16 protein-coding genes, 1 tRNA gene and 1 pseudogene are annotated in these 21,677 nt (G+C 46.6%); 11 read left to right on the forward strand and 7 right to left on the reverse strand.

Features of this window, described 5'->3' with window-relative positions:
* Positions 1-31 precede the first annotated feature (31 nt).
* The 10 genes from leuB (at position 32) to HUK38_RS10055 (ending at position 13,439) form a co-directional block, all read left to right on the forward strand.
* Positions 32-1,120: a 3-isopropylmalate dehydrogenase gene (leuB, locus tag HUK38_RS10010; RefSeq protein ID WP_182584193.1), complete on the forward strand. Its 1,089-nt coding sequence runs from the start codon at positions 32-34 to the stop codon at positions 1,118-1,120.
* A complete protein-coding gene (locus tag HUK38_RS10015) occupies positions 1,117-2,406 on the forward strand; it encodes a citrate synthase (protein WP_182584194.1) in 1,290 nt (429 codons plus the stop codon). Before leuB ends, HUK38_RS10015 begins: the two co-directional genes overlap by 4 nt.
* Before the next feature lie 27 nt (positions 2,407-2,433).
* On the forward strand, positions 2,434-2,892 hold the full coding sequence (gene nikR, locus HUK38_RS10020) for a nickel-responsive transcriptional regulator NikR (protein WP_182584195.1): 459 nt from the start codon (positions 2,434-2,436) through the stop codon (positions 2,890-2,892).
* Between the two features lie 84 nt (positions 2,893-2,976).
* Positions 2,977-4,431 carry a ribonuclease G gene (rng, locus tag HUK38_RS10025; RefSeq protein ID WP_182584227.1) on the forward strand — a complete coding sequence of 485 codons (1,455 nt, stop codon included), beginning with the start codon at positions 2,977-2,979 and terminating at the stop codon, positions 4,429-4,431.
* Between the two features lie 78 nt (positions 4,432-4,509).
* Positions 4,510-6,237: a hypothetical protein gene (locus tag HUK38_RS10030; RefSeq protein WP_182584196.1), complete on the forward strand. Its 1,728-nt coding sequence runs from the start codon at positions 4,510-4,512 to the stop codon at positions 6,235-6,237.
* Between the two features lie 68 nt (positions 6,238-6,305).
* Positions 6,306-6,935 carry a response regulator transcription factor gene (locus HUK38_RS10035; protein ID WP_182584197.1) on the forward strand — a complete coding sequence of 210 codons (630 nt, stop codon included), beginning with the start codon at positions 6,306-6,308 and terminating at the stop codon, positions 6,933-6,935.
* A gap of 13 nt (positions 6,936-6,948) precedes the next feature.
* Complete coding sequence (locus HUK38_RS10040) at positions 6,949-7,200, forward strand: FAD assembly factor SdhE (RefSeq protein ID WP_182584198.1); 252 nt, start codon at positions 6,949-6,951, stop codon at positions 7,198-7,200.
* 60 nt (positions 7,201-7,260) lie between these two features.
* A tRNA-Gly gene (locus HUK38_RS10045) sits at positions 7,261-7,336 on the forward strand.
* A gap of 332 nt (positions 7,337-7,668) precedes the next feature.
* On the forward strand, positions 7,669-8,457 hold the full coding sequence (locus HUK38_RS10050; protein WP_182584199.1) for a sulfite exporter TauE/SafE family protein: 789 nt from the start codon (positions 7,669-7,671) through the stop codon (positions 8,455-8,457).
* 317 nt (positions 8,458-8,774) lie between these two features.
* On the forward strand, positions 8,775-13,439 hold the full coding sequence (locus tag HUK38_RS10055) for a PAS domain S-box protein (protein WP_182584200.1): 4,665 nt from the start codon (positions 8,775-8,777) through the stop codon (positions 13,437-13,439).
* Between the two features lie 47 nt (positions 13,440-13,486).
* Here the strand turns inward: HUK38_RS10055 and HUK38_RS10060 are convergent, their stop codons facing one another.
* The 3 genes from HUK38_RS10060 to HUK38_RS10070 all read right to left on the reverse strand — a co-directional run bounded on the left by HUK38_RS10060 (position 13,487) and on the right by HUK38_RS10070 (position 16,644).
* Positions 13,487-14,314 (reverse strand): ABC transporter permease, encoded by an 828-nt coding sequence (locus HUK38_RS10060; RefSeq protein WP_182584201.1) that lies wholly within the window; start codon positions 14,312-14,314, stop codon positions 13,487-13,489.
* A 118-nt stretch (positions 14,315-14,432) separates the two neighbouring features.
* Positions 14,433-15,461, reverse strand: a complete 1,029-nt coding sequence (locus tag HUK38_RS10065; RefSeq protein WP_182584202.1) for a rod shape-determining protein — start codon at positions 15,459-15,461, stop codon at positions 14,433-14,435.
* Entirely contained in the window at positions 15,439-16,644 is a 1,206-nt protein-coding gene (locus HUK38_RS10070; protein ID WP_182584203.1) for an N-acetylmuramoyl-L-alanine amidase family protein, read from the reverse strand. Before HUK38_RS10070 ends, HUK38_RS10065 begins: the two co-directional genes overlap by 23 nt.
* A 25-nt stretch (positions 16,645-16,669) precedes the next feature.
* Here HUK38_RS10070 and HUK38_RS10075 point away from each other — a divergent pair, with 25 nt between their 5' ends.
* On the forward strand, positions 16,670-18,415 hold the full coding sequence (locus tag HUK38_RS10075) for an AAA family ATPase (protein ID WP_194374865.1): 1,746 nt from the start codon (positions 16,670-16,672) through the stop codon (positions 18,413-18,415).
* 59 nt (positions 18,416-18,474) lie between these two features.
* On the opposite strand, the pseudogene HUK38_RS10080 reads toward HUK38_RS10075, so the two are convergent.
* From HUK38_RS10080 to rfbA, 4 genes and pseudogenes are all read right to left on the reverse strand, one after another.
* Positions 18,475-19,192 (reverse strand): annotated as a pseudogene (locus tag HUK38_RS10080) (IS1 family transposase).
* A gap of 79 nt (positions 19,193-19,271) precedes the next feature.
* Positions 19,272-20,213: a glycosyltransferase gene (locus HUK38_RS10085; protein ID WP_182584205.1), complete on the reverse strand. Its 942-nt coding sequence runs from the start codon at positions 20,211-20,213 to the stop codon at positions 19,272-19,274.
* Positions 20,210-20,773 (reverse strand): dTDP-4-dehydrorhamnose 3,5-epimerase, encoded by a 564-nt coding sequence (gene rfbC / locus HUK38_RS10090; protein WP_182584206.1) that lies wholly within the window; start codon positions 20,771-20,773, stop codon positions 20,210-20,212. Before rfbC ends, HUK38_RS10085 begins: the two co-directional genes overlap by 4 nt.
* 15 nt (positions 20,774-20,788) lie before the next feature.
* On the reverse strand, positions 20,789-21,670 hold the full coding sequence (gene rfbA, locus HUK38_RS10095; protein WP_182584207.1) for a glucose-1-phosphate thymidylyltransferase RfbA: 882 nt from the start codon (positions 21,668-21,670) through the stop codon (positions 20,789-20,791).
* Between the last annotated feature and the right edge of the window lie 7 nt (positions 21,671-21,677).

Consider the following 21,677-nt stretch of genomic DNA (forward strand, 5'->3'; position numbering starts at 1 on the left):
AATTTCAATCAATTAACTGGAGTAATCAGTCTTGAGTCATTCTGTTTTAATTCTCCCCGGTGATGGGATTGGACCGGAAATCGTGGCCGAAGCGGTTAAAGTGTTAATCACTTTGCGCGATGAATTTGCATTAAATATCACGCTCGAACACGCGCTGGTCGGCGGGGCGGCGTATGAGGCGAGCGGTCATCCGTTGCCGCCGGCGACGCTCGATTTGGCTCGCGCTGCCGATGCCGTGCTACTCGGCGCGGTCGGCGGGCCGCAGTGGGAGGCGCTGCCCATCGCGCTTCGCCCCGAAAAAGGTCTGCTCGGGCTGCGCGGCGAGTTGGGATTATTTGCCAATTTGCGCCCGGCAATTTTGTACCCGCAACTGGCCGCCGCCTCGACGCTGAAACCAGAAATCGTCGCTGGGTTGGACATTTTGATCGTGCGCGAATTGACCGGCGACATTTATTTTGGACAGCCGCGTGGCATCGAAACGCTGCCGAGTGGCGAAAAACGCGGTCTGAATTCAATGGTTTACACCGAATCCGAGATCGAGCGCATCTGCCACGTCGCCTTTGCCGCCGCCCGCCAACGCCAGCACCGCGTCTGCTCAGTGGACAAGGCGAACGTGTTGGAATGCACCGAATTATGGCGTGAGGTCGCCACCCGCGTCGGCCGCGACTACCCCGACGTGCAACTCAATCACCTGTACGTTGACAACGCCGCCATGCAATTGGTGCGCGCCCCCAAACAATTCGACGTGATCGTCACCGGCAACCTATTTGGCGACATCTTGTCGGATGCGGCCGCGATGTTGACGGGATCCATCGGCATGTTGCCAAGTGCGTCACTCGACGCCAACCACAAAGGCATGTACGAACCAATTCACGGTTCCGCCCCCGACATCGCCGGCCGCGGCGTCGCCAACCCGCTCGCCACTATTTTATCCGTCGCCATGATGCTACGTTATTCACTCGCCGCCCCCGCGCTCGCCGACTTGGTGGAAAAAGCGGTCGTGCGGGTACTGGATCGCGGGTTGCGCACCGCTGACATCGCCGCAGCCGGCACAGAAACCGTCGGCACCGCGCAAATGGGCGACGCAGTCATCACTGCATTACGGGAATTAAACACATGAATAATAAAGCAACACTGTTAATTGACGATCAACGCTACGAATTAAATGTTTTGAGTAGCTGTGTCGGTGAACGTGCGATTGATATTCGGGAATTACGCAATCAAACTGGCCTCACCGCCTATGATCCGGGCTATGCCAATATCGCCAGTTGCCGCAGTGACATCACCTTTATTGATGGTGAACAAGGCATTTTGCGTTATCGCGGCATTCCAATTGAACAATTTGAACAGACGCCCAATTTCGTCGAGGTCGCCTGGTTATTGATCTTTGGTCATTTACCGAATGCAGAAGAATACGCGGCCTTTTCGGATGATTTAACCGCCAATGCCGATTTAGACGAGGCCATGAAGCATCATTTTGAAGGCTTCCCGCGCTCCGCCCCGCCAATGGCGATTCTCTCGGCTATGATTAACGCGCTGTCGTGTTTTTATCCCGAGTTATTTGAAATTAACGACGCCGGTCATATTCGCACCGCGGCCGCTGCGTTAATTAGTAAAATCCGCACCATTGCCGCTTATGCGTATCGGCGCTCGAATGGATTGCCGTACATTTATCCCAATCCCAACCTGCGCTATGTGCCGAACTTTTTGCACATGTTATTTTCCAAACCCTATTCGCAATATGTGTGCAGTCAAACGGTACGCGATGCGTTAAACCTATTGCTTTTATTACACGCTGACCATGAACAAAACTGTTCCACTGCGACGGTGCGCATGGTCGGTTCTGGTCAAGCGAATCTATTCACCGCCTGCGCTGCTGGAGTGTGCGCATTGTGGGGTCCATTACATGGCGGCGCGAATGTTGCGGTATTAGAAATGCTGGAAAAAATCCACAATGGTCATATTAGCCCACAGGAATACGTCCGCTTGGCGAAGGATAAAGACAGCAAAGTGCGGTTAATGGGATTTGGGCATCGGGTGTATAAAAACTTTGATCCACGCGCCAAAATGTTAGCCCGCAGTGCGGAGAAGTTATTAGCCGAACTCGGCCGCCAAGACCCGCTATTGGATATTGCCCGGCAATTAGAAGAGATTGCGCTCGAAGACCCGTATTTTATTGAACGTAAACTCTATCCGAATGTAGATTTTTATAGCGGCATCATTATGCGCGCCATTGGTATTCCAACCAATATGTTCACCGTCATCTTTGCAATTGGGCGCTTGCCAGGCTGGATTGCGCATTGGTGGGAACAGGCACAAACGCCGGGGAATAAAATTGCACGGCCACGGCAATTGTACACCGGTTGCGAATTACGCGATTATTTACCAATGGATCAACGCACTTAAATCAAAGTGAATGAGGTGATTAATACCATGCAGCGCATCACGATGACATTAGATGAACCGCTCAATCGTGCTTTCGATGTATTCTTGACACGGCACGGCTATAGTAATCGCTCTGAGGCGCTGCGTGATTTAATTCGAGAACGATTAGACAGTGAGCAATTAACACAGGATCAGGATGGGATGTGCATTGCGCATTTAACTTATGTGTATAATCATCATGTGCGCGAATTGGCGGCGCGCTTGACACAAGCCCAGCACGATCACCACGAATTATCTATTGCCGCATTGCATGTGCATCTTGACCATGATAATTGTTTAGAAACACTCATTCTGCGTGGCTCAATTCAGCGGGTTCAATCCTTTGCTAAAGCAATTATTGCGCAATCTGGCGTGCGGCATGGGCGGTTATATCTATTACCAGTGGTAGCCGATCATGCTGATGATGAACACGCCATTCAACATCTACATTTGGTGCCGCTGTCTTAAAATCTGGTGAATCGCTCGTCGGCAATTGGCTATATTCCAATCAATGTCAAGTTAAATTACATCTCAACCAAAAGGATTGCCGCCCTGAGTGAAGAAATTCTCATTAATGTAACTCCGCCTGAAACGCGAGTTGCTGTGATTGAAAATGGTGTTGTGCAAGAAATCATTGTTGAACGCGCCGTGCGTCGTGGTTTGGTGGGCAACATTTATCGCGGGCGGATTTGTCGCGTATTACCAGGAATGCAAGCTGCATTTGTGGATATTGGATTAGAACGCGCTGCCTTTCTTCATGCGTCAGATATTGTGACTAATGATGAAGAGCATCGCAGTGAATTCATTACCGAATTAGTCCACGAAGGTGATTATTTAGTGGTACAGGTCGTGAAAGACCCGCTCGGTACTAAAGGAGCGCGGCTTACAACTAATGTGTCTATTGCCTCGCGTTATTTGGTTTTTATGCCAAATTTAACCAATACCGGCGTATCGCAAAAAATAGAAAGTGAAGAAGAGCGGCGGCGATTACGCGATAGTTTACAACGCTATGTTGATGCGCATATTGGTATTGGTGGTTATATTGCGCGCACAGCGGCCGAGACTGTTGGTGAATTAGCATTATGCCGTGATATGGAATTCCTCGCTAAATTATGGCAAGGCATTAAAGACCGGTGCGAAATAGAAGCGGGCATTGGTTTAATTCACGATGATTTGCCGTTGGTATTAAGAGCATTACGCGATTTGGTCACGCCGGAAGTCGAACGGGTACGAATTGATTCGCGCACCACATTAGAACGAGCGCGCAGCTTTGCTGAAAAATATATTCCCGAAATTGTTGAACGGATTGAATACTACGATGGCGAGCGGCCGTTATTTGATTTATACGGCGTAGAAGATGAAATTCACAAAGCATTACACCGTAAAGTGCAATTAAAATCGGGCGGGCATTTGGTGATTGACCAGACCGAAGCTATGACGACAATTGATGTGAATACCGGCGCCTTTGTCGGGCATCGCAATTTAGAAGAAACGATTTTTAAAACCAATTTAGAAGCCGCACAAGCCATTTGTCGGCAATTAAGATTGCGTAATCTTGGCGGGATTATCATTATTGATTTTATTGATATGACCGATGAAGAACACAAGCGTCAAGTATTGCGGGCATTAGAAAAATGTTTAGCGAGAGATCATGCTAAAACCCATATTAGCGAAGTGTCTGCATTAGGTTTGGTGGAAATGACGCGCAAGCGTACTCGTGAATCATTAGAGCATGTGTTATGTGAATCCTGCCCCTGTTGCGGTGGGCGCGGTTCAGTGAAAACTGCCGAAACAACTTGCTATGAAATCTTTCGTGAAATCATGCGTGAAGCGCGGCAGTTTGAAGTAGAAACGCTATTAGTTTTGGCGTCGCAGGAAGTGATTGATCGCTTATTAGATGAGGAATCAGGGCATTTAGCTGAATTAGAAGAGTTTATTGGTCGCCCAATTCGCCTGCAAGCCGAAGCCTTGTATACCCAAGAGCAATATGATGTGGTGTTGATTTGAAACTAGTGCGGGTTATGTTGATTAAAAATACGGTGTTTTTAGCATAAACTAATCTTTTTTACTCAAGGATAATAAACAATGATCCCAATTATTATATTAGCTGCTAGAGCAATAGTTCCTATCGCAAAAAATGCTGTTGAAGATTACTTTGAATATGACATTGAAGAAGGTATCAATCAATTACAGGAAACCCTAGATCAGCATACGGTGATGCTATCTGCCATTCAAAGTTCTTTAACGGCGATTGGTACTGCGGCTACGATGGGGTGTGCGTTGTCAGCAGTGAGCGTTTTTCAATTGCTACTCATTCAAAAGTCGTTAAAAAGGATTGAAAAAAAGCTCGATACTGGTTTTTTAGATTTAAAGGTTTTCGTTCAAGAAAAAATTGACAATTTACTCGATCAGCAACAGCAACAACGCTTGTCTGAAGGATTTCATTACTACTTGCAAGGCGTAGAAGAAATGAAATCTGCTATTTTAATGACTAACCCAGACAATAAACGCCTAGCCTTGAATGAAAGCATCTCAATGTTTCGCAAAGCACTTGCGATTTATGATAGTCGGCAGGATTACAATAATACCAATTTACCGGCGCGGTTAAGAAGAATGGAATGTGCATGGGCAATTGAAGCGATGATTGCAGAAGTGTATAGTTTGCAACAAGAATATTCGGCCAGCATAAATAGTTATAAAAAATTAAAAAACAGAATTACTGCCGAAGTATGTTTCATGGAAGACAAGATTTCAGAAGCTGATTTTCAATTCATATTATCTGATTTTTGTCATATTTACGAAAATGATTTCGTTATCATAGATAGAAAAATTGCACTCATGGATGCCATGACTCATGCGCAAGACATACAGCATCTATTAGAGTTGTTGGAAGCTGAAAATACACCTAATACGGAAACTGATGAGTCAGTATTAAAGGATAAAGCAATGCTTTTTCAAAACATGCCCGTACCAGCGGGGCGCTATTATTTACAGTGCTTGTCAAGCGACAGTGAAAAAGAAAAACACATAACATCGGTAATAAATCACAGTAAAATATACCTATTTGATCTGAAAACATCGAATGTGACCGATCATTGGCATCTCAGTCAAATCTGTGAAGTTAAAACGCAGTTGGATAATAAAATTATCATCGCCGAAGTCAAGGATAAAAAAACCTCAAAAGCAAAGAACTCTGCTTCATCTAGCAGCGATTCACTGAACAACTTTAATGCACCAATTACATTAAATGGCAGACACTATCTTTCTATTCAGCATTACTACCAAAATCTGAAAGAACGGCTCGTCAAGTTTAAAGGCGATCAGCAATTTATTGAAAGCATCGTGCTCATTTGTCTGTTTATGGATTGTTCTGGTAAAAGTTGCTTATTAACCGCAGAAGGGTTCACGCAATCTAGTTTATTATCTGAGTTTAATCAAAAAAGTGAAACAAAACTCTTTCAAGAATATGCCAGTCGTTTCCAATTTGACGTTGCTATTGCGCACCAGAAAATTAACGAGAAACTAGAAATGCTGAAAAAGTATGATATTGATTTGCTACTTGAAACATGTTGCGCATTAACGGCCGAGTGCGACTGTTTAGATTTTGAACGGATGACAACGGCAGCCAGTATGTTTTACAACCTGCGTTTTAATACAGCAAAACCTTTTGATTTCAATCTCGATCCTCGGAGACTTGTCTATTTAAAAATACCTGATTATATGTATCGCTTTTTAGCTGCTCGTATGACCAGTCTTAATAATGCTTACGCATGGGTTTATACTCAACAAAAAAATAATCGTATTGTTCAATAAAACTTTTAATTAAATAAAGCCACAAAAAACACAATAGCAACTAAGTTGTTTCAGGTACAATACCACTCATGTTAACGCCTAATGACACGCCCTGGGTTTTTGTGGTAGATGACGATCAAGCCATGCGCAGTTCATTGCAATGGTTAATTGAATCCGTTGGGATGCAGGTGCGCACCTTCAGTTCCGCTGATGAATTTCTTGCCGCGTATGAACTAGATTGGATTGGCTGTTTATTATTAGATGTGCGGATGCCGGGCATGACCGGGTTGGAGTTACAGACATATCTCACACGCTCTGCAATTCGTTTACCGGTCATTATTATTACTGGGCATGGTGATGTCACAATGGCAGTCAAAGCAATGAAAGCGGGCGCGGTAGATTTTATTGAAAAACCGTTTAATGACGACAATTTGTTGACCAGTATTCGTAATGCTTTACAACATGATGAAAAACAGCGCACATTGCGCACCCGCTGCAACGAAATTGCGGCACGTCTCACTAGTCTTACACCGCGTGAACATGAAGTGATGAAAATGGTCACGGAAGGACAATCGAATAAAGAAATTGCCGCAAAACTTGGCGTCAGTGCTAAAACAATTGAAGTGCATCGCGCCCGCGTCATGGATAAAATGCAGGCAAACTCATTAGCTGAATTGGTGCGTTTAGCGCTGTTGGTCAAGTATCTACCAGTTAATTAGGTCAAGTCTAATAATGACAATCACCGCCACAGAACTCAGGCGTGTTCATTGGCAATGCCGGCGCGGGATGCTTGAACTGGATTTATTATTAGCACATTTTTTCATAGCGCATTTTATTGAATTAGAGACAACGCAACAAACAGCATTTATTCATTTACTCACCTATCCTGACCCGTTATTATATGATTGGTTAATTGGTGACACGCAACCCGAACAGGCGGCACTACACGCGGTGGTCGCGCAGGTGCGTACTGCTTATGCGTGACCTAAGTTGAAAAATAGTTGACAACGGTCGTGCAATCGTTAGAATGGCTACCTGTTCGCAGCGGGAATAGCTCAGTTGGTAGAGCACAACCTTGCCAAGGTTGGGGTCGCGAGTTCGAGTCTCGTTTCCCGCTCCACATTTTAGGAAAGATATTAGCCGATTCTGGATTAACTGGAATCGGCTTTTTTATTGACCACTGATTGGGCGGCAATCAATCAACTAAACACGCGGCTTGATAAGAAATAGTAATGCGGGTTAGTGTGAAAAAAACTGCGGCAATCCGTTTATAAAGCAGCATGATGTCTCTTGTTGCTCGAAAGAGTGACCGCAAGCAATTCCACTGCAATTGTCTGACTTATTTATTAATGCACACATCACTTACTCACATCAGCATTGCAATCATTCACGGCATAACAACATTTTGTTTATCAAAAAACGCACTCTGATAGCGCAATAACACACCCCACAATGGAATGGCTTGCCTATTTATTAATTGGTATGTTAGCGGGTTTATTCGCCGGATTATTTGGAATAGGCGGCGGCATTGTTATTGTACCCGCGCTAATTTTCGTATTGACAACCTTCCAAATTAGTGACGTTTTTATCCCCCACCAGGCTATAGCAACTTCATTAGCAACCATCATCGGCACTGCCGCTGCTGCCACAGTTGCACATCACCGCCGCGGCGCCGTTCATTGGAAAATTGTAAAAGTACTCACCCCGGGTATTTTACTCGGCACATGGTTCGGAGCAAGCGCCGCGAGTTGGTTATCTGATTGGTGGTTAATCCACCTATTTGGTGTGTTTTTAATCATCATTGCATGGCAGCTTTTTCAGCAACCAACAATAATCACACAACAACGTTCATTCCCTAAAACCAACGTTATTATTACTGTAGGCGCCGTGATTGGTGCAGTATCAGCCGTCATTGGTATTGGTGGCGGCACCTTAACCGTCCCATTTTTAGTACGTCATCAAATCAATATCCGCAATGCAATCGCCACTTCAAGCGCCTGTGGTATTCCAATTGCAATTGCGGGCAGCATCAGTTTTATCATTCATGGTTGGCAGCAACCAGAATTACCACCGCACAGTCTTGGTTTTATTTATTGGCCGGCAGCAGTGGCAATTATGATGACCAGTATTCCAATGGCCACTGTTGGAACCCGCCTCGCACATCGCATCGCAGTCACAGCATTAAAACGTTGGTTTAGTATTGTGCTAGTGTTGATTGCACTCAAATTACTACTCCAATAACGCTTAAATTCTTTATTGATGCAACACGGCTGATTTACTATTGTTTTGTTGAATGTTGCAATTGGTTTGGTTAACACTCAGGCATGATGCAATTGAATTTGCGTAGGATGCGGTGAAAAACGAATCGCATCAATTGAATTGCCACGATTGATGCGGTTCGCAAATACACGGCATTCTACAAATCCACAGAGCGCTATTTAAATTAACCCTGTTAAACCACCAATTGCAATAAACTAAGTCGTTTTATCGCTTATTTGCATCACGCAACTATAGTTAAAATATAGTGCCCCGCACACTTAAATTTAAGTAAGAGAATAATGAAAATATTCAATCAATTCCAACCTAAAGCGCAGTTTATTCCAGTTATCATTTTAACTATCATTGCTATTGTCGGCAACGCTTGGCATATATCGCCATTGTTTAGCGTTGACATTTTATTCGGTTCAATTGCCGCGCTCTTGACATTAGTTTGGTTTGGAACTCGTGCAGGACTCATTGTTGCCACAGTGAGCAGTGCTTATACCATAGTACTTTGGTCGCATGGGTATGCCATGCTAATTTTTATTGGTGAAATCGCCGCTATTGCCTGGCAAATTCATCGCGCTCAGTGCCAACAACAACCATTACCACCATTAGTGATTGCCAGCGTTCGCTATTGGATTGCGCTGGGAATCCCACTAACAATCTTAAGCTATCGTTTTGCATTAGAGATAGACTGGCCACAAGTTATACTAATTACATTAGGGTTATCTCTGAATGGTATTTTCAATGCAGGAATTGCTGGTTTATTAGTTGTTAGCAACAATTTATTACGCCGTCAATGCCGATCAGTTGCAATTACTGACTTACTATTTCATAGTTTATTATCAGCGACGTTATTGCCAACGACATTACTGGCTATGTGGTACAGTCACCATGCGATGGTGACACAAGAATTACAATTAACCCACCAATTACATCGCATGACACAGCAAGTCATACGCACACATCAATCAGTGTTGTCTGAATCCACGCCGATAACACTGCTACCAATTATACAAACCTGGCTAAATACACTATTCACAACGAACACACAGGTATCTTTACAATACTTGCCAGTATTGCCAACCAATACATCTTTTTCCATTGGCGTTTTAAAATTACAATTACCACAAAATCGGGGTTGGCATTCACAAATTGGTGGTTATCAACACGCAACTTATTTATTGTACCTCACCTGTCCTGATCCGACACGCGGGATCATTGAGATTCGATTAAGTGCGGTTGAATTGATTAAAAATGTGCAACGTACCATTACACAAACATTAGCATTGTTGTTGCTATGTGTATTGGGTGCAATTCAGCTGGCACGCTGGAGTAGCCAATCTATTGCTCAAGAATTGCGAATGTTAATTACCAGCGCACAGACCTTACCCGTTGCCACTCATCATCACTTACGTTGGTCAGCGCCGACCCGCTTGTTATTTGTTGAAGCAGAACAATTAGCACAAACATTAACTGCAATTGCACAAACACTCATTCACAATTTTCAAACTTTAGAACATGAACATCAAGAAACAGAGGCGGCTTTATTACACTTGCGCCAAAGTGAAGCACGTTGGGCATCGGCGCAACGGATTGCTAATATGGGGAGTTGGTATTTAGAACGGGCGACTAATCAAATTCAATGGTCAGACCAAACATATTATTTGCTGGGTTATCATCCGGAGGACATTAAACCATCATGGAAGCATTTTATTGCGCGTATTCATCCGCGTGATCGTCGCCGTTTACGCTTACGCGTTGCCACCCTCGCACAATTAAATCAGGATGACATAATGATTGAAGAAGTGCGGTTAGTGTTACCCAATCAAACTGAACGCATTTTATTAACCCAAACCCGTGCACACTATGTTGACAACCAACTCATTGGTTTCGAGGGTATTTTATTAGATGTGACAGCGCGTGAACAAATTACTCAAGCGTTAGCAATTGAGCGCCAGAGATTAACCAATGTCATCGAGGGTCCGCGTCTTGGTACTTGGGAATGGAATGTAAATACGGGCGAAACTATTTTTAATGAATATTGGGCGGCAATTTGCGGTTATCAATTGGTTGAACTGACACCACTAAATATTCAAACTTGGCGACAATTAGCGCATCCTGATGATCTGGATATTAGCGACATTTTAATGGATTATCATTTACGCGGTTATGTCGATCGCTACGATTGTGAAGTACGAATGCGGCATAAAGATGGGTATTGGGTGTGGGTATTAGATCAGGGACGTATTGTAGCGCGTGACGCACAGGGTAAGCCATTAGTTGTTGCTGGTACGCATGTTGATATTACTATGCGCAAGCGAATTGAATTGGATTTAGTGCGACGTGAAAGTCTTGAACGGCAGCTGATTGATTGTGCTGCTGAATTATTAACACCTAGTTGCAATAACATTGCGACGGCAATTGACCACACGCTTGCACAAATTAGTCATTTGATTGGTGCGGAACGCAGTTATCTCGGTTTGATGGATTATGAATCACAAACACTTGGTTTATCTTATTGCTGGACTGCCGAAGGGATTAGTCAGCGTCCAGCCAATTTACATCAGGTACAGTTTGGTTGTTTACCAAATATCTTAAAAGACTTGCATCATAAAAAACCAGTGGTGATTTCTGAAGTCACCACATTGGCACATGAATGGACGGCCGAATATCATTGGTTGACTGCTGCTGGGGTGCAATCATTAGTCCTTATTCCAGTTTGCGATAGTACTGAATTAAGAGGCGTAATTGGATTTGAATTGATTAATATGGCGCATGTTTGGCGTGAAAGCGATGTGCGCTTTTTACAGGTATTAGGTAATCTATTTGCTAATGCGCTGAGTCGTGAACGGAGTGATCGTGCGCTGCGTGCCAGTGAACAACGCCTGCGTGCTGTATTTGACACGGCGCCCATTGGCATTTCAGTGATGGATACAGAACACCGTTTAATTTATATTAACCCGGCATTTGCAGATTTAGTCGGGCGGGAAATTAAAAGTTTACCGGGCGAATCAATTGACAATTTAGTCCACCCTGAAGATAACGAGCGTGAACATCCATTATTTGCGCAATTATTAGCGGGGCAGCGCACTGGCTATCGCCTTGAAAAACGGTATGTGCGGCCGAATGGTGACATTGTGTGGGGCGATTTACGGGTCAATTTATTACCCGGGCATGAACATGAACCGCCATTACCACTTGGGATGGTGGAAGATATTACCGAATTACGCGAGGCAATGGCGCATCGGCGGCATTTAGAACAACAGGTCACACGCTATACAACACATTTAGAACAATTAGTTGATATTAGCGCGGGACAATTACCTATCGAAGAAGAAATTCTTGCACTTATTCGCTTTGGATGTGCGTGTTTTCATGCACATGCTGGTCATTTGGGGCGATTTGATACAAAGGTTGGTTATCAGCCTTTGGTGGCGGTTGCTATGCACAGCTATGATGAAACTAATAATAAACAACTAGCAGAGTTACCGGTGCAGTTATTTGACGAACGCATACAATTATTGTGTAAAACGCCCTGCGCTCCACAATTATTATTAGCACCAATGTTGCCCACTATCGCACAACAGTTGGGTTATCACGCCTGTATTATTTTGGTGATTCCAGAAATTGGTAGTGAACCAACGGCCGGTATGCAGAATATTTTAGCGTTATGGAGTCGTCAGCCGCGCAATTATTTAGAACGATTAGACGGTCAGTTATTACGGTTAATTGCCCAGCGTATTGCAGCGGTTTGCTATGACCAACGGGTGCAACAGGATTTAGTCGCGGCAAAAGAACGGGAAACGATTGGACACTTCGCCAGTGGTATTGCCCATGATTTTAATAATCTGTTGAGTGCGATTGATGCTAATTTGCACTTTATTGATAATACAATTCAGCAAGCTGCAATGGCGACAGCTGATGATGATAATTATGCAAGTGCAACGGAAGAGTTAATTGAAGTCGTCAACGAAACGCGCAGCGCAGTTGGTCATGCAAAGGTGATGACTTCTGGGTTGTTATCATTAAGTCGTGCCGGCGGTATTACATTGGAATCCGTCGTGTTATTACCATTATTAAACGAATTAACGGCAATTCTGCGACAAATTTTGCCCAGCAGTATTGCATTGACTATGACAGTGGAACCTGATTTATGTGTGTATAGCAATGGCGCTTTTTTACAGGCTGCATTATTAAATTTAGCATTAAATGCGCGTGATGCAATGACGCACGGTGGTGAATTGATTATCACTGCTTATGCAGCGACAACGCCACCCATTGCAGTGCGGATTGGTAGCGCGCCGAATGGTGAGCATATTGTTATTCGTGTGCGTGATACGGGTTATGGAATGAGTGCGGCAGTGTTAGCGCGTATTTTTGAACCTTTATTTTCAACTAAAGCACGGCAACGTGGGCATGGTTTAGGTTTGTTTATGGTGCAAGAGTTTATTACGCGGACGCGGGCAGCACTTGATCTTGAATCGCAACCGGAGCAGGGAACGACCTTTTATTTGTTATTACCACCGGCGCGGTCTTATGCAATTGATTCTACTGATGATAATGCGCCGCTAATGACTAATCTTGGGCATTTATCATTACGGTTACTATTGGTTGATGATGATGCGCGGGTGCGCGATTCATTAGAACGTTTATTAACGGCGGCGGGTTTTCGGGTCACGGTGGCAATACACGGCGCCGCGGCATTAGAGGTATTACAGACGCAGCCGGCATTTGATTTGGTTTTGTCGGATATTGCCATGCCGGTCATGGATGGCGTGAAATTGGTGCGGCAATTAACGCAAGCGCGGCCGGAATTGCCGGTGATTTTAATGACGGGGCGGGAGAGTGGCTCAGAATTTCAACAGGATTTGGGTGAACATCCGCCCATTTTGAATAAACCGCTGGATATGCAGGTGCTATACGCGACTATTCAACAGCGATTGCATTTGGCGATGTAAATGTGAATGCAACTGTTAATTTTCATTGCTCAGGCGCCGCAATGAAGTCAATTGATACGGTCGTGGCTGCGAATATCTAAACGGTCACGCAATTGGTCGCCGGCGAGGTTCACTGCTAATACAACCAAGAATAACGTCACGCCCGGGGCAATGACTAAATGCGGTGCAACTAATAAATACGCGACGCCATCCCGAATCATGTTGCCCCATGATGCGGTCGGTGGTTGAACGCCGAGGCCGAGGAATGATAAACTGGCTTCGGCTAATACGGCGCCGCTAATACCAAAGGTGGCTTCGACAATTAACGGCGCGAGTGCAAGTGGTAATAAATGTCGCCTAATGATGCGCCAATGAGAAACGCCTAATGCGCGGGCGGCGAAAATGTGGTCGCGGTGGCGCAGCGACAATATTTGGGCGCGGGCGAGGCGGGCGTAGCCGACCCAGCCGACGGTGGTCAGGGCGATGATGAGGTTGCCGATGCCCGGGCCGAGTAAGCCGGCGAGGGCGATGGCGAGTAATAGTCCCGGAAATGCTAAAAAAATGTCGATGATGCGCACGAGGATTAAATCCCACCAGCCGCCGAGGTAGCCGCCGATGCCGCCCAACACCGCGCCGATGCTGGCGGATATTGCCACGACGCCGATGCCGATGATGAAGGCGGTGCGGGCGCTGAAGAGTAGGCGGTCGGCGATGGAGCGCCCTAGATCGTCGCTCCCGAGCCAGCAGGCGGCGCTGGGTGGGGCTAAAATCTGTGGTAAATCAATTAGGTTGGGCGTGAGTGGCAAAAATGGGGCGCCTACTGCCGCCAGCGCCCATAATAATAAAATCGCGCTGGGACTGTGTCGCGCAATTGCACTACCCGCGCTAATGTTCATTAACACCCGCATTGCTAATTTTGCGCATTATTTGCCCCTTTCTATTTTGAAAAGGGACAAGATGTTTAATCCTTTGTATTGCCACACGACCGCCATTTTTAATTCGGAGTGCGCCCGCTTATAATTTGCCGAAGTATTCTTCCGGCATGTCTTGTGCCAACGCTAATGCACCGCGTGCGCCGGCGTACAAGGGTTCGGGAACGCAAGAAAAGCGGCATGGTTCAAAGGGTTCCATTGCCCGCGTTAGATAATCAGCCAAGCCGCGAAATTGACTACAGCCGCCCGCTAATAAGATGTTATTGCGCAGGCGTTCCTGATATTCCGGATCAGCCGAGCCGATCATGTCCATTGTTGTTTCAATAATGGGTGGTAGGATGTGGGTGCAGGCGCGGTTCACTTCATCGGTGATGTTGTAAGTCACCATTTTGCCGGCGACGGGTAATTTCACCTTGACTAATTTATCGGTCATGCCGACAAACCCATAAGTCTCTTTGAATTGCCGCGCCATATTGAGCGTTAATGCAGCTTCGGGAATGCGTTCACTCAATAATTTGTATAGGTGGGTATCAACGGCGTCACCGGCGCTTAATAAACTGCGCTGGTCTTTATCTTCGGGTACGGCGCCGTGCATAATACAAAAATCGGCAGTGCCGGCGCCGATGTCAATAATCATCGCATTATCTAATGCCCCGATTCCATAGGCCACGGAGAAGGGTTCGGAGACCACCATTAATTTGTCTGCATAGGCACCGACGGCGTTTTTAATTGCCAATTTGCTAATGCGCAAACATTCGGCAGGTACTCCGACGGCAATGCGCAATTGGCGGCCTTTACCACCGCCCAATTCAATTAAATGCCCAATTAACGCCGCGACGGCTTGTTCATCTTGCGCGGTGCCTTCGCGTAATACGCCGCCTTCTAATGGGCGGTAAAGATTGAGTGCGAGGCGATGTTCCAATGCCTCATCACCAAATAAAATATCTTTACCAAGGTTGCGGCGGGCGACAAAATCTTTTGGCCAGCCAACAAAACTTAAAACAGAGGCTTCAATACCATTACTGGCTGACACCACCGAGCGCGAGGTGCCAAGATCAATGCCCATATAAAGCACTTCATCTGTTTGTTCAGTCTGATTTAACTCCGACATGCGTTGATTCTCCAGTGGCCGAAGGCCGTGTCGTCCATTGATTTTCAAGATAGGAAACTAAACCGCGTTCTAATGCGGTGGCAATATGATTGCGGTAGGCGCTGGTCATTAACCGCTGTTCTTCTGCGGGATGACTTAAACATGAAATTTCTACTAAAACACTCGGTACCTCTACGCCTAATAACAGAACAAAGGGCGCCGTTTTAATACCGGCATCGATCACTTGACTACTCTGTACCGTTAAATCTTCTACCAATGCTGCCTGTAATGCAATGGCCAAATCACGCGATTCTTGGGTTTTGAGCGTATTGCCGATATTCATAATTAAACGTTTAAATTCTGCCAGCGCGAATTCGGAGCCACGATTTTCGGCGGCGGCAATAGCGGCGGTGTGTTGATCGGATTGTGAGCCGAAATAATAGGTTTCAATCACATTCACCGAACGCTGCGGCAACGTATTAAAATGCAGCGAAATAAATAAATCGGCGCCGGCGGTGCGGGCAAATGCCACACGTTCTTTGAGTGTGTGCCGGGTGTCACTGTGGCGGGTGAGCAATACGCGGTAGCCGTCGCGGCGCTGTAATCGTTCACGCAGGCGCTGGGCGATGTCGAGTGTGATCACTTTTTCGGTTAACCCGCTCGGGCCAATCGCGCCCGGGTCACTGCCACCATGCCCGGGGTCAATGACGATGGTACGAAATTGTAAGCCAAATAGCGTCGCAATCGGGATCCGCGGTGCAGCGAGTAATGCCTCGAGCCGCAACTGCTGCGCGGCATCATGGGTGGCCGCCGCCAGCGGTAACGTCAAGGCGTCTGCCAACTGCGGCGTGGAGACTTGGTGAGTTGAAAACAGCGGGGGTGGATGTGTCACATCATTGGGTAACGCCAGCGGCGCGGTGGTTGACCACGACAGCGGCGACATGGCTAATTGCGTTGGCGGTGACGGCGCCCACCAGCCGAGGTGACGCGGGATGAGCAGTAGCGCACTGGCGATCATTGCCATTCGCCAGCCCCGACGCGGCTGGACTTGCAGCATGGGTGCCGCTACACCCGCCGCCGGGTCAGCGGTGATTGTCACCGGTGGTGTGACGCGAGGGCGCGTCATAGCGATATTTTGCGCCAGCACACCGCGCAAAATCTCCGCTTTCAACGCCGGTTGAGATGAGTTGTCAGACGTTGACATATAGCAATGCTAGACTAGCAAAGAATTGTTCAATCGGTGTGTCAGTCATCGCCAACCGCCCAACTTTCCGTTAGTGACGCCTGTGTATCCCAAGTATTTTGGTCTCCACGAACCCAGCTTTGCCATCACACCTGATCCGCAGTACCTGTTTTTAAGCGAACAGCACCGTGAAGCCCTCGCGCATCTGCTGTACGGTGCCAGCGAAAATGGCGGTTTTGTTCTGCTCACCGGTGAGGTCGGCACCGGTAAAACCACCATCTGCCGCGCCTTTTTGGAGCAACTCCCCGCCGGCGTTGAGGTCGCGCTGGTACTCAACCCGACGCTGACTGCCGTTGAATTATTGGCGGCGATTTGTGACGAGTTCAAACTCCATGCCAATCCCGATCCAACCGAGCCGCTTTCCACCAAATTTTATATTGACCAGTTGAACCGTTTTTTACTCGACTGTCACGCACACGGGCGGCGGCCGCTGGTGCTGATTGATGAGGCGCAGAATCTGCACCCGCAAGTGCTAGAACAGGTGCGGCTGCTGACCAATTTGGAAACCGCTAAACATAAACTGCTGCAAATCTTTTTGGTGGGACAACCCGAACTGCGCACTCTGCTGGCCGCGCCCGAATTGCGCCAGCTAAATCAACGGATCACCGCGCGCTTTCACCTGCGCCCACTCAAACCGCGTGAAACAGTCGCCTACATTCGCCATCGCCTCGCCGTCGCCGGGGTCGAACGCCCGCTACTCACCCGCCAAGCACTGCGATTAGTTCACCGCCACGCCGGCGGGGTGCCGCGCATCATCAACCTAATTTGTGACCGTGCGCTCCTGGGTGCAGCAGTCAGTCGCCAATCGCAAGTCACCGCCACCATCGTCACCCGCGCTGCGTATGAAGTACGCGGACAAGTGTTACCCAAACAAGTCCCGCCGTTGCAGCGCTGGCGACCGTTCATCATCGGCATGGTGTTATTTATCGCCACCCTCGCGCTCGGCGTGTGGCTGGGCAAAACCACACCACTGACCACTGCCACGCTGTTACCCGATCTGCCAAACGTCCCGCCGGCGCTCATTACCACCTTACCCACTGCCGCGCCGGTGATTCAACCACCCGCGTCACCGGTCACCCCGCGCCTCAGTCAACTGCCGCCGGGCGGGACGGTGCGTGACCTCAGCCCGACTGAGTTAGCCACCGTCACCACCGCCGACCTGAGTGCTGCCCTGACTACCCTGTTGCACCGCTGGGAGGTCGCCAACTTGCACGTCCCGCCACCGCAAACCTGCGCCCAAGTTGAGGCGCTCGATCTCGGTTTGGGGTGCGAGACTGCGCAGCACGGGCGATTCAGTGAACTGCGCCGCTTTGACCAGCCGGCGGTCTTGTCGCTGAAATTATCAAATGGAACAAATGTTTACGCGGTACTGGTCGGGTTGGATGAAGAGTACGCGGTTTTGGCACACTCAGGGGTTTTGCAGCGCCTGCCACTCGCGGCACTCGACGAGCGCTGGTCAGGTGACTATCTGTGTTTATGGCGCCTGCCACCGCCGGGGGTCAAGGTGATTGGGCGGGCGGCTACGCCAGCGGCGGTGCGCTGGTTACGCGCTCAACTGGCGACTTGGCCGCCCAGCGGGTTGACAGTGGCGACTGTGCCACCCGCGGCTGCGGTACAGTATGACGATACCCTGATCGCGGCGGTGCGGCGCTTTCAAACCGCGCACGGATTGGACGCAGATGGCATTGCCGGCCCGCGTACTCTGATGTTGTTGATGAATACCGTACCGTAGGATGCGGGGTTGCCACATAACATGATTGGTAGTGCGTTGATTAATAGGATTAACTCATCCTAAACAGTTAACCCTTTTCGTAACGTGGCATTATAATGATGAACAAAATACCATATTGCACCAATATGATTTTCGAGTTTTTTGAAAATGAAAGTGTTTTTCTCACTCATCTAGAAACACGTTGCCGGAGCGTATTATTGAATCGTTCAATATGACTAGTTTGACCGCTTTCTTTTCCAACAGCGGCGTGACGTTTTGATGGTAAAACCCTTTGATAGGGCTGCCAAAAGTCCGTGTAAATTTTTGCACATTGCCGATAAACTGGTGGTAAAGATTTCCACAACTTATTTGCTGATTGCTCGCTCCGATCACCAATATGAACACCGATAATTTCTCGGCTATCTCGATCAATCGATAGCCAAACCCATTGTTTATTCTCACGTTTACCAACATAAGCCCACACCTCATCACATTCAATTGTCATTTTTCCTACAGTTTTTTTTGAACTATGACTTGGCGAGGCATTGCAGCATATTTGTTATTAACATATTGTTGTAGCCAAGAGGCAGAGACACCAATACAGCGCTGAATACTTCTCAACGAATTACGCTCAAATAATAACCGATCAACTCGCTCTTTTGTTTCCTGACTAATTGCCGTTTTGCTTGGATTTAAAACAAATTGACGCCCACATGTTTTACAACGGTAGATTTGTTTGTTTAAGCGGTTAAAACCGTTTTTAATGATGCTTTCCGATTGACACTTTGGACAATTCATAAAAGTTTGTTCCTGTTAAAAATTGTTTAACCTATCAAATAACGCACTACCCAAAAAATAACAACACAAACCAGCGAATTCATTCCCCCAACTCCAGCCGTTTAACTCGTTCTAAAGTCATTTCCAATAACTGGCGATTAAACGAAATAAGATCGGCAACTAATCCAACAAGATAAGTGACTAATCCAATAATAACCAGTACACTACCAAGTAATAACGACTGTAAATGACCGGCACCTTCATTTGCAAAATAAAAAAATAAAAATCGTCCAATTGGCATTAACCCAACGATAACCAGCAAACTACCAATAATAAAGAAAAAGCGCAACGGCTGATACATCGCATACATGCGGATCATCGTCACTAGGGAATTTTGAATAAAATGCGGAATGGTTTTGAATAGACGCGACGGCCGCGCTGTTTCGCGGGTGCGCACCTTAACGGTTGCGATTGCTAATTGTCTTTTGCCACCTTGAATAACCGTTTCAATCGTATAGCTAAATGACGACACGATATTCAAACGAATTGCGGCATCCCGATCAAAAGCACGAAAACCGCTAATCGTATCTGGTACTTGAATGCCTGCTAATCGCCGTACCACGCTACTGCCAAAGTGTTGTAATAGCTTTTTTAATGGTGAAAAATGCGAAATAGACGCGGTTTCACGATCACCAATGACCATATCTGCTTCACCACGCAGAATAGGCATAATTAACTGTGGAATATCGGCCCCGTAATACTGATTATCGCCATCGGTATTGACAATAATATCAGCGCCTAATGCTAAACACGCATCCAGCCCGCGTCGAAAACTACGCGCTAATCCAATGTTACGTTTATTGCGCACAATATGATCCACCCCCGCCGCCCGCGCCACCGCAATGGTTTGGTCAGTACTACCGTCATCAATAATTAACACCTCTACCGTGTCAATTCCATCAATAGAGCGGGGAATATCAGCGACTGTTGCCGCCAATGTGTTTTCTTCATTTAGACAAGGGATTTGAACAATCAGTTTCACGTCGAATACACAGGCAATTGGTCAGGTGAAACATCGGCTAATAATGCCGCTTGTGCATCTTTTATTGACAACGTCGGTGCAATTGTCAATTGTGGCCACGCAATGCCAATTGCTGGATCATTCCATCGAATCGCAAACTGGGTTTCAGGATGATAATAATCACTGCATTTATAAGTGAATAATGCGTCAACACTTGTCACCAGATAGCCATGTGCAAATCCTTTTGGTATCCACAATTGCCGTTTATTTTGCGCAGTTAATAAACAACCAATCCACTGCCCAAAAAACGGTGAGTCGTATCGCACATCCACGGCAACATCAAACACTTCACCATGAATCACACTCACCAATTTACCTTGTGCAAACGGATGCTGCACATGCAATCCGCGCAATACACCGTATTTAGAATACGATTGATTATCTTGGACAAAATCAGCATCTACACCCAATGCGGCATAGCGTTCCTGCTGCCACGTTTCGATAAAAAAACCGCGCTCGTCACCATAGACCTGTGGCTCAATAATTAATACGTCTGGAATTGCAGTGGAGATGACATTCATTAGGGTTTAATCGGGCTAAACTGAACGTTGCAAAAGATTTAATAGATATTCGCCATAGCCACTTTTGCGCAATGGTTGCGCCAATTGAATTAACTGCTCATCATTAATCCATCCGTTAAAATATGCGATTTCTTCCGGTGCGCACACTTTAAGCCCCTGACGTTGTTCAATTGCTTCAATAAAATTGGTTGCCTGAATGAGTGCCTCGTGCGTACCAGTATCCAGCCACGCAATCCCGCGACCTAATCGTTCTAAAAACAATTGATCCGCTTGCAAATACAGGTTATTCAAATCGGTGATTTCTAATTCACCGCGTGGCGACGGGGTCAATTCACGCACTAAATCGCAGACCTGCGTATCATAAAAATATAATCCAGTGACGGCATAATTTGATTTGGGAGATTGTGGCTTTTCTTCTAATCCAATCACCCGCCCCTGCGCATCAAATTCAGCCACGCCGTATCGCTCTGGGTCTTTAACATGATAGCCAAAAACGGTTGCACCCTGAGTACGCGCATCAGCCCGTTTTAAGCATGGCGTTAATCCACCACCATAAAAGATATTGTCGCCAAGAATTAAACAACTCGGGGCACCAGCTAGAAAATCACGTCCAATTAAAAATGCCTGCGCTAATCCGCCAGGATGCGGTTGTTCTGCATAGGATAATGCAATACCCCATTGCGATCCATTGCCCAATAGTTGCTGAAATGTTGGCGCATCATGCGGCGTAGTAATAATTAAAATCTCACGCAAACCCGCCATCATCAATACTGATAATGGGTAATAAATCATCGGCTTATCATACACCGGCAGCATTTGTTTACTGAGTGCTAAGGTGAGCGGATGTAATCGGCTTCCCGCGCCACCGGCAAGAATAATTCCTTTACGCATTGCCATGAATTAT

The organism is Thiospirillum jenense (assembly GCF_014145225.1).
Taxonomy (GTDB): domain Bacteria; phylum Pseudomonadota; class Gammaproteobacteria; order Chromatiales; family Chromatiaceae; genus Thiospirillum; species Thiospirillum jenense.

What these genes read in the sequence shown, in the direction of transcription:
- HUK38_RS10015 (WP_182584194.1), top strand. Translation starts at nt 1,117, where the DNA reads ATGAATAATAAAGCAACACTGTTAATTGACGATCAACGCTACGAATTA.
- nikR (WP_182584195.1), top strand. Translation starts at nt 2,434, where the DNA reads ATGCAGCGCATCACGATGACATTAGATGAACCGCTCAATCGTGCTTTC.
- HUK38_RS10030 (WP_182584196.1), top strand. Translation starts at nt 4,510, where the DNA reads ATGATCCCAATTATTATATTAGCTGCTAGAGCAATAGTTCCTATCGCA.
- HUK38_RS10035 (WP_182584197.1), top strand. Translation starts at nt 6,306, where the DNA reads ATGTTAACGCCTAATGACACGCCCTGGGTTTTTGTGGTAGATGACGAT.
- HUK38_RS10040 (WP_182584198.1), top strand. Translation starts at nt 6,949, where the DNA reads ATGACAATCACCGCCACAGAACTCAGGCGTGTTCATTGGCAATGCCGG.
- HUK38_RS10050 (WP_182584199.1), top strand. Translation starts at nt 7,669, where the DNA reads ATGGAATGGCTTGCCTATTTATTAATTGGTATGTTAGCGGGTTTATTC.
- HUK38_RS10055 (WP_182584200.1), top strand. Translation starts at nt 8,775, where the DNA reads ATGAAAATATTCAATCAATTCCAACCTAAAGCGCAGTTTATTCCAGTT.
- HUK38_RS10060 (WP_182584201.1), bottom strand. Translation starts at nt 14,314, where the DNA reads ATGAACATTAGCGCGGGTAGTGCAATTGCGCGACACAGTCCCAGCGCG.
- HUK38_RS10065 (WP_182584202.1), bottom strand. Translation starts at nt 15,461, where the DNA reads ATGTCGGAGTTAAATCAGACTGAACAAACAGATGAAGTGCTTTATATG.
- HUK38_RS10070 (WP_182584203.1), bottom strand. Translation starts at nt 16,644, where the DNA reads ATGTCAACGTCTGACAACTCATCTCAACCGGCGTTGAAAGCGGAGATT.
- rfbC (WP_182584206.1), bottom strand. Translation starts at nt 20,773, where the DNA reads ATGAATGTCATCTCCACTGCAATTCCAGACGTATTAATTATTGAGCCA.
- rfbA (WP_182584207.1), bottom strand. Translation starts at nt 21,670, where the DNA reads ATGGCAATGCGTAAAGGAATTATTCTTGCCGGTGGCGCGGGAAGCCGA.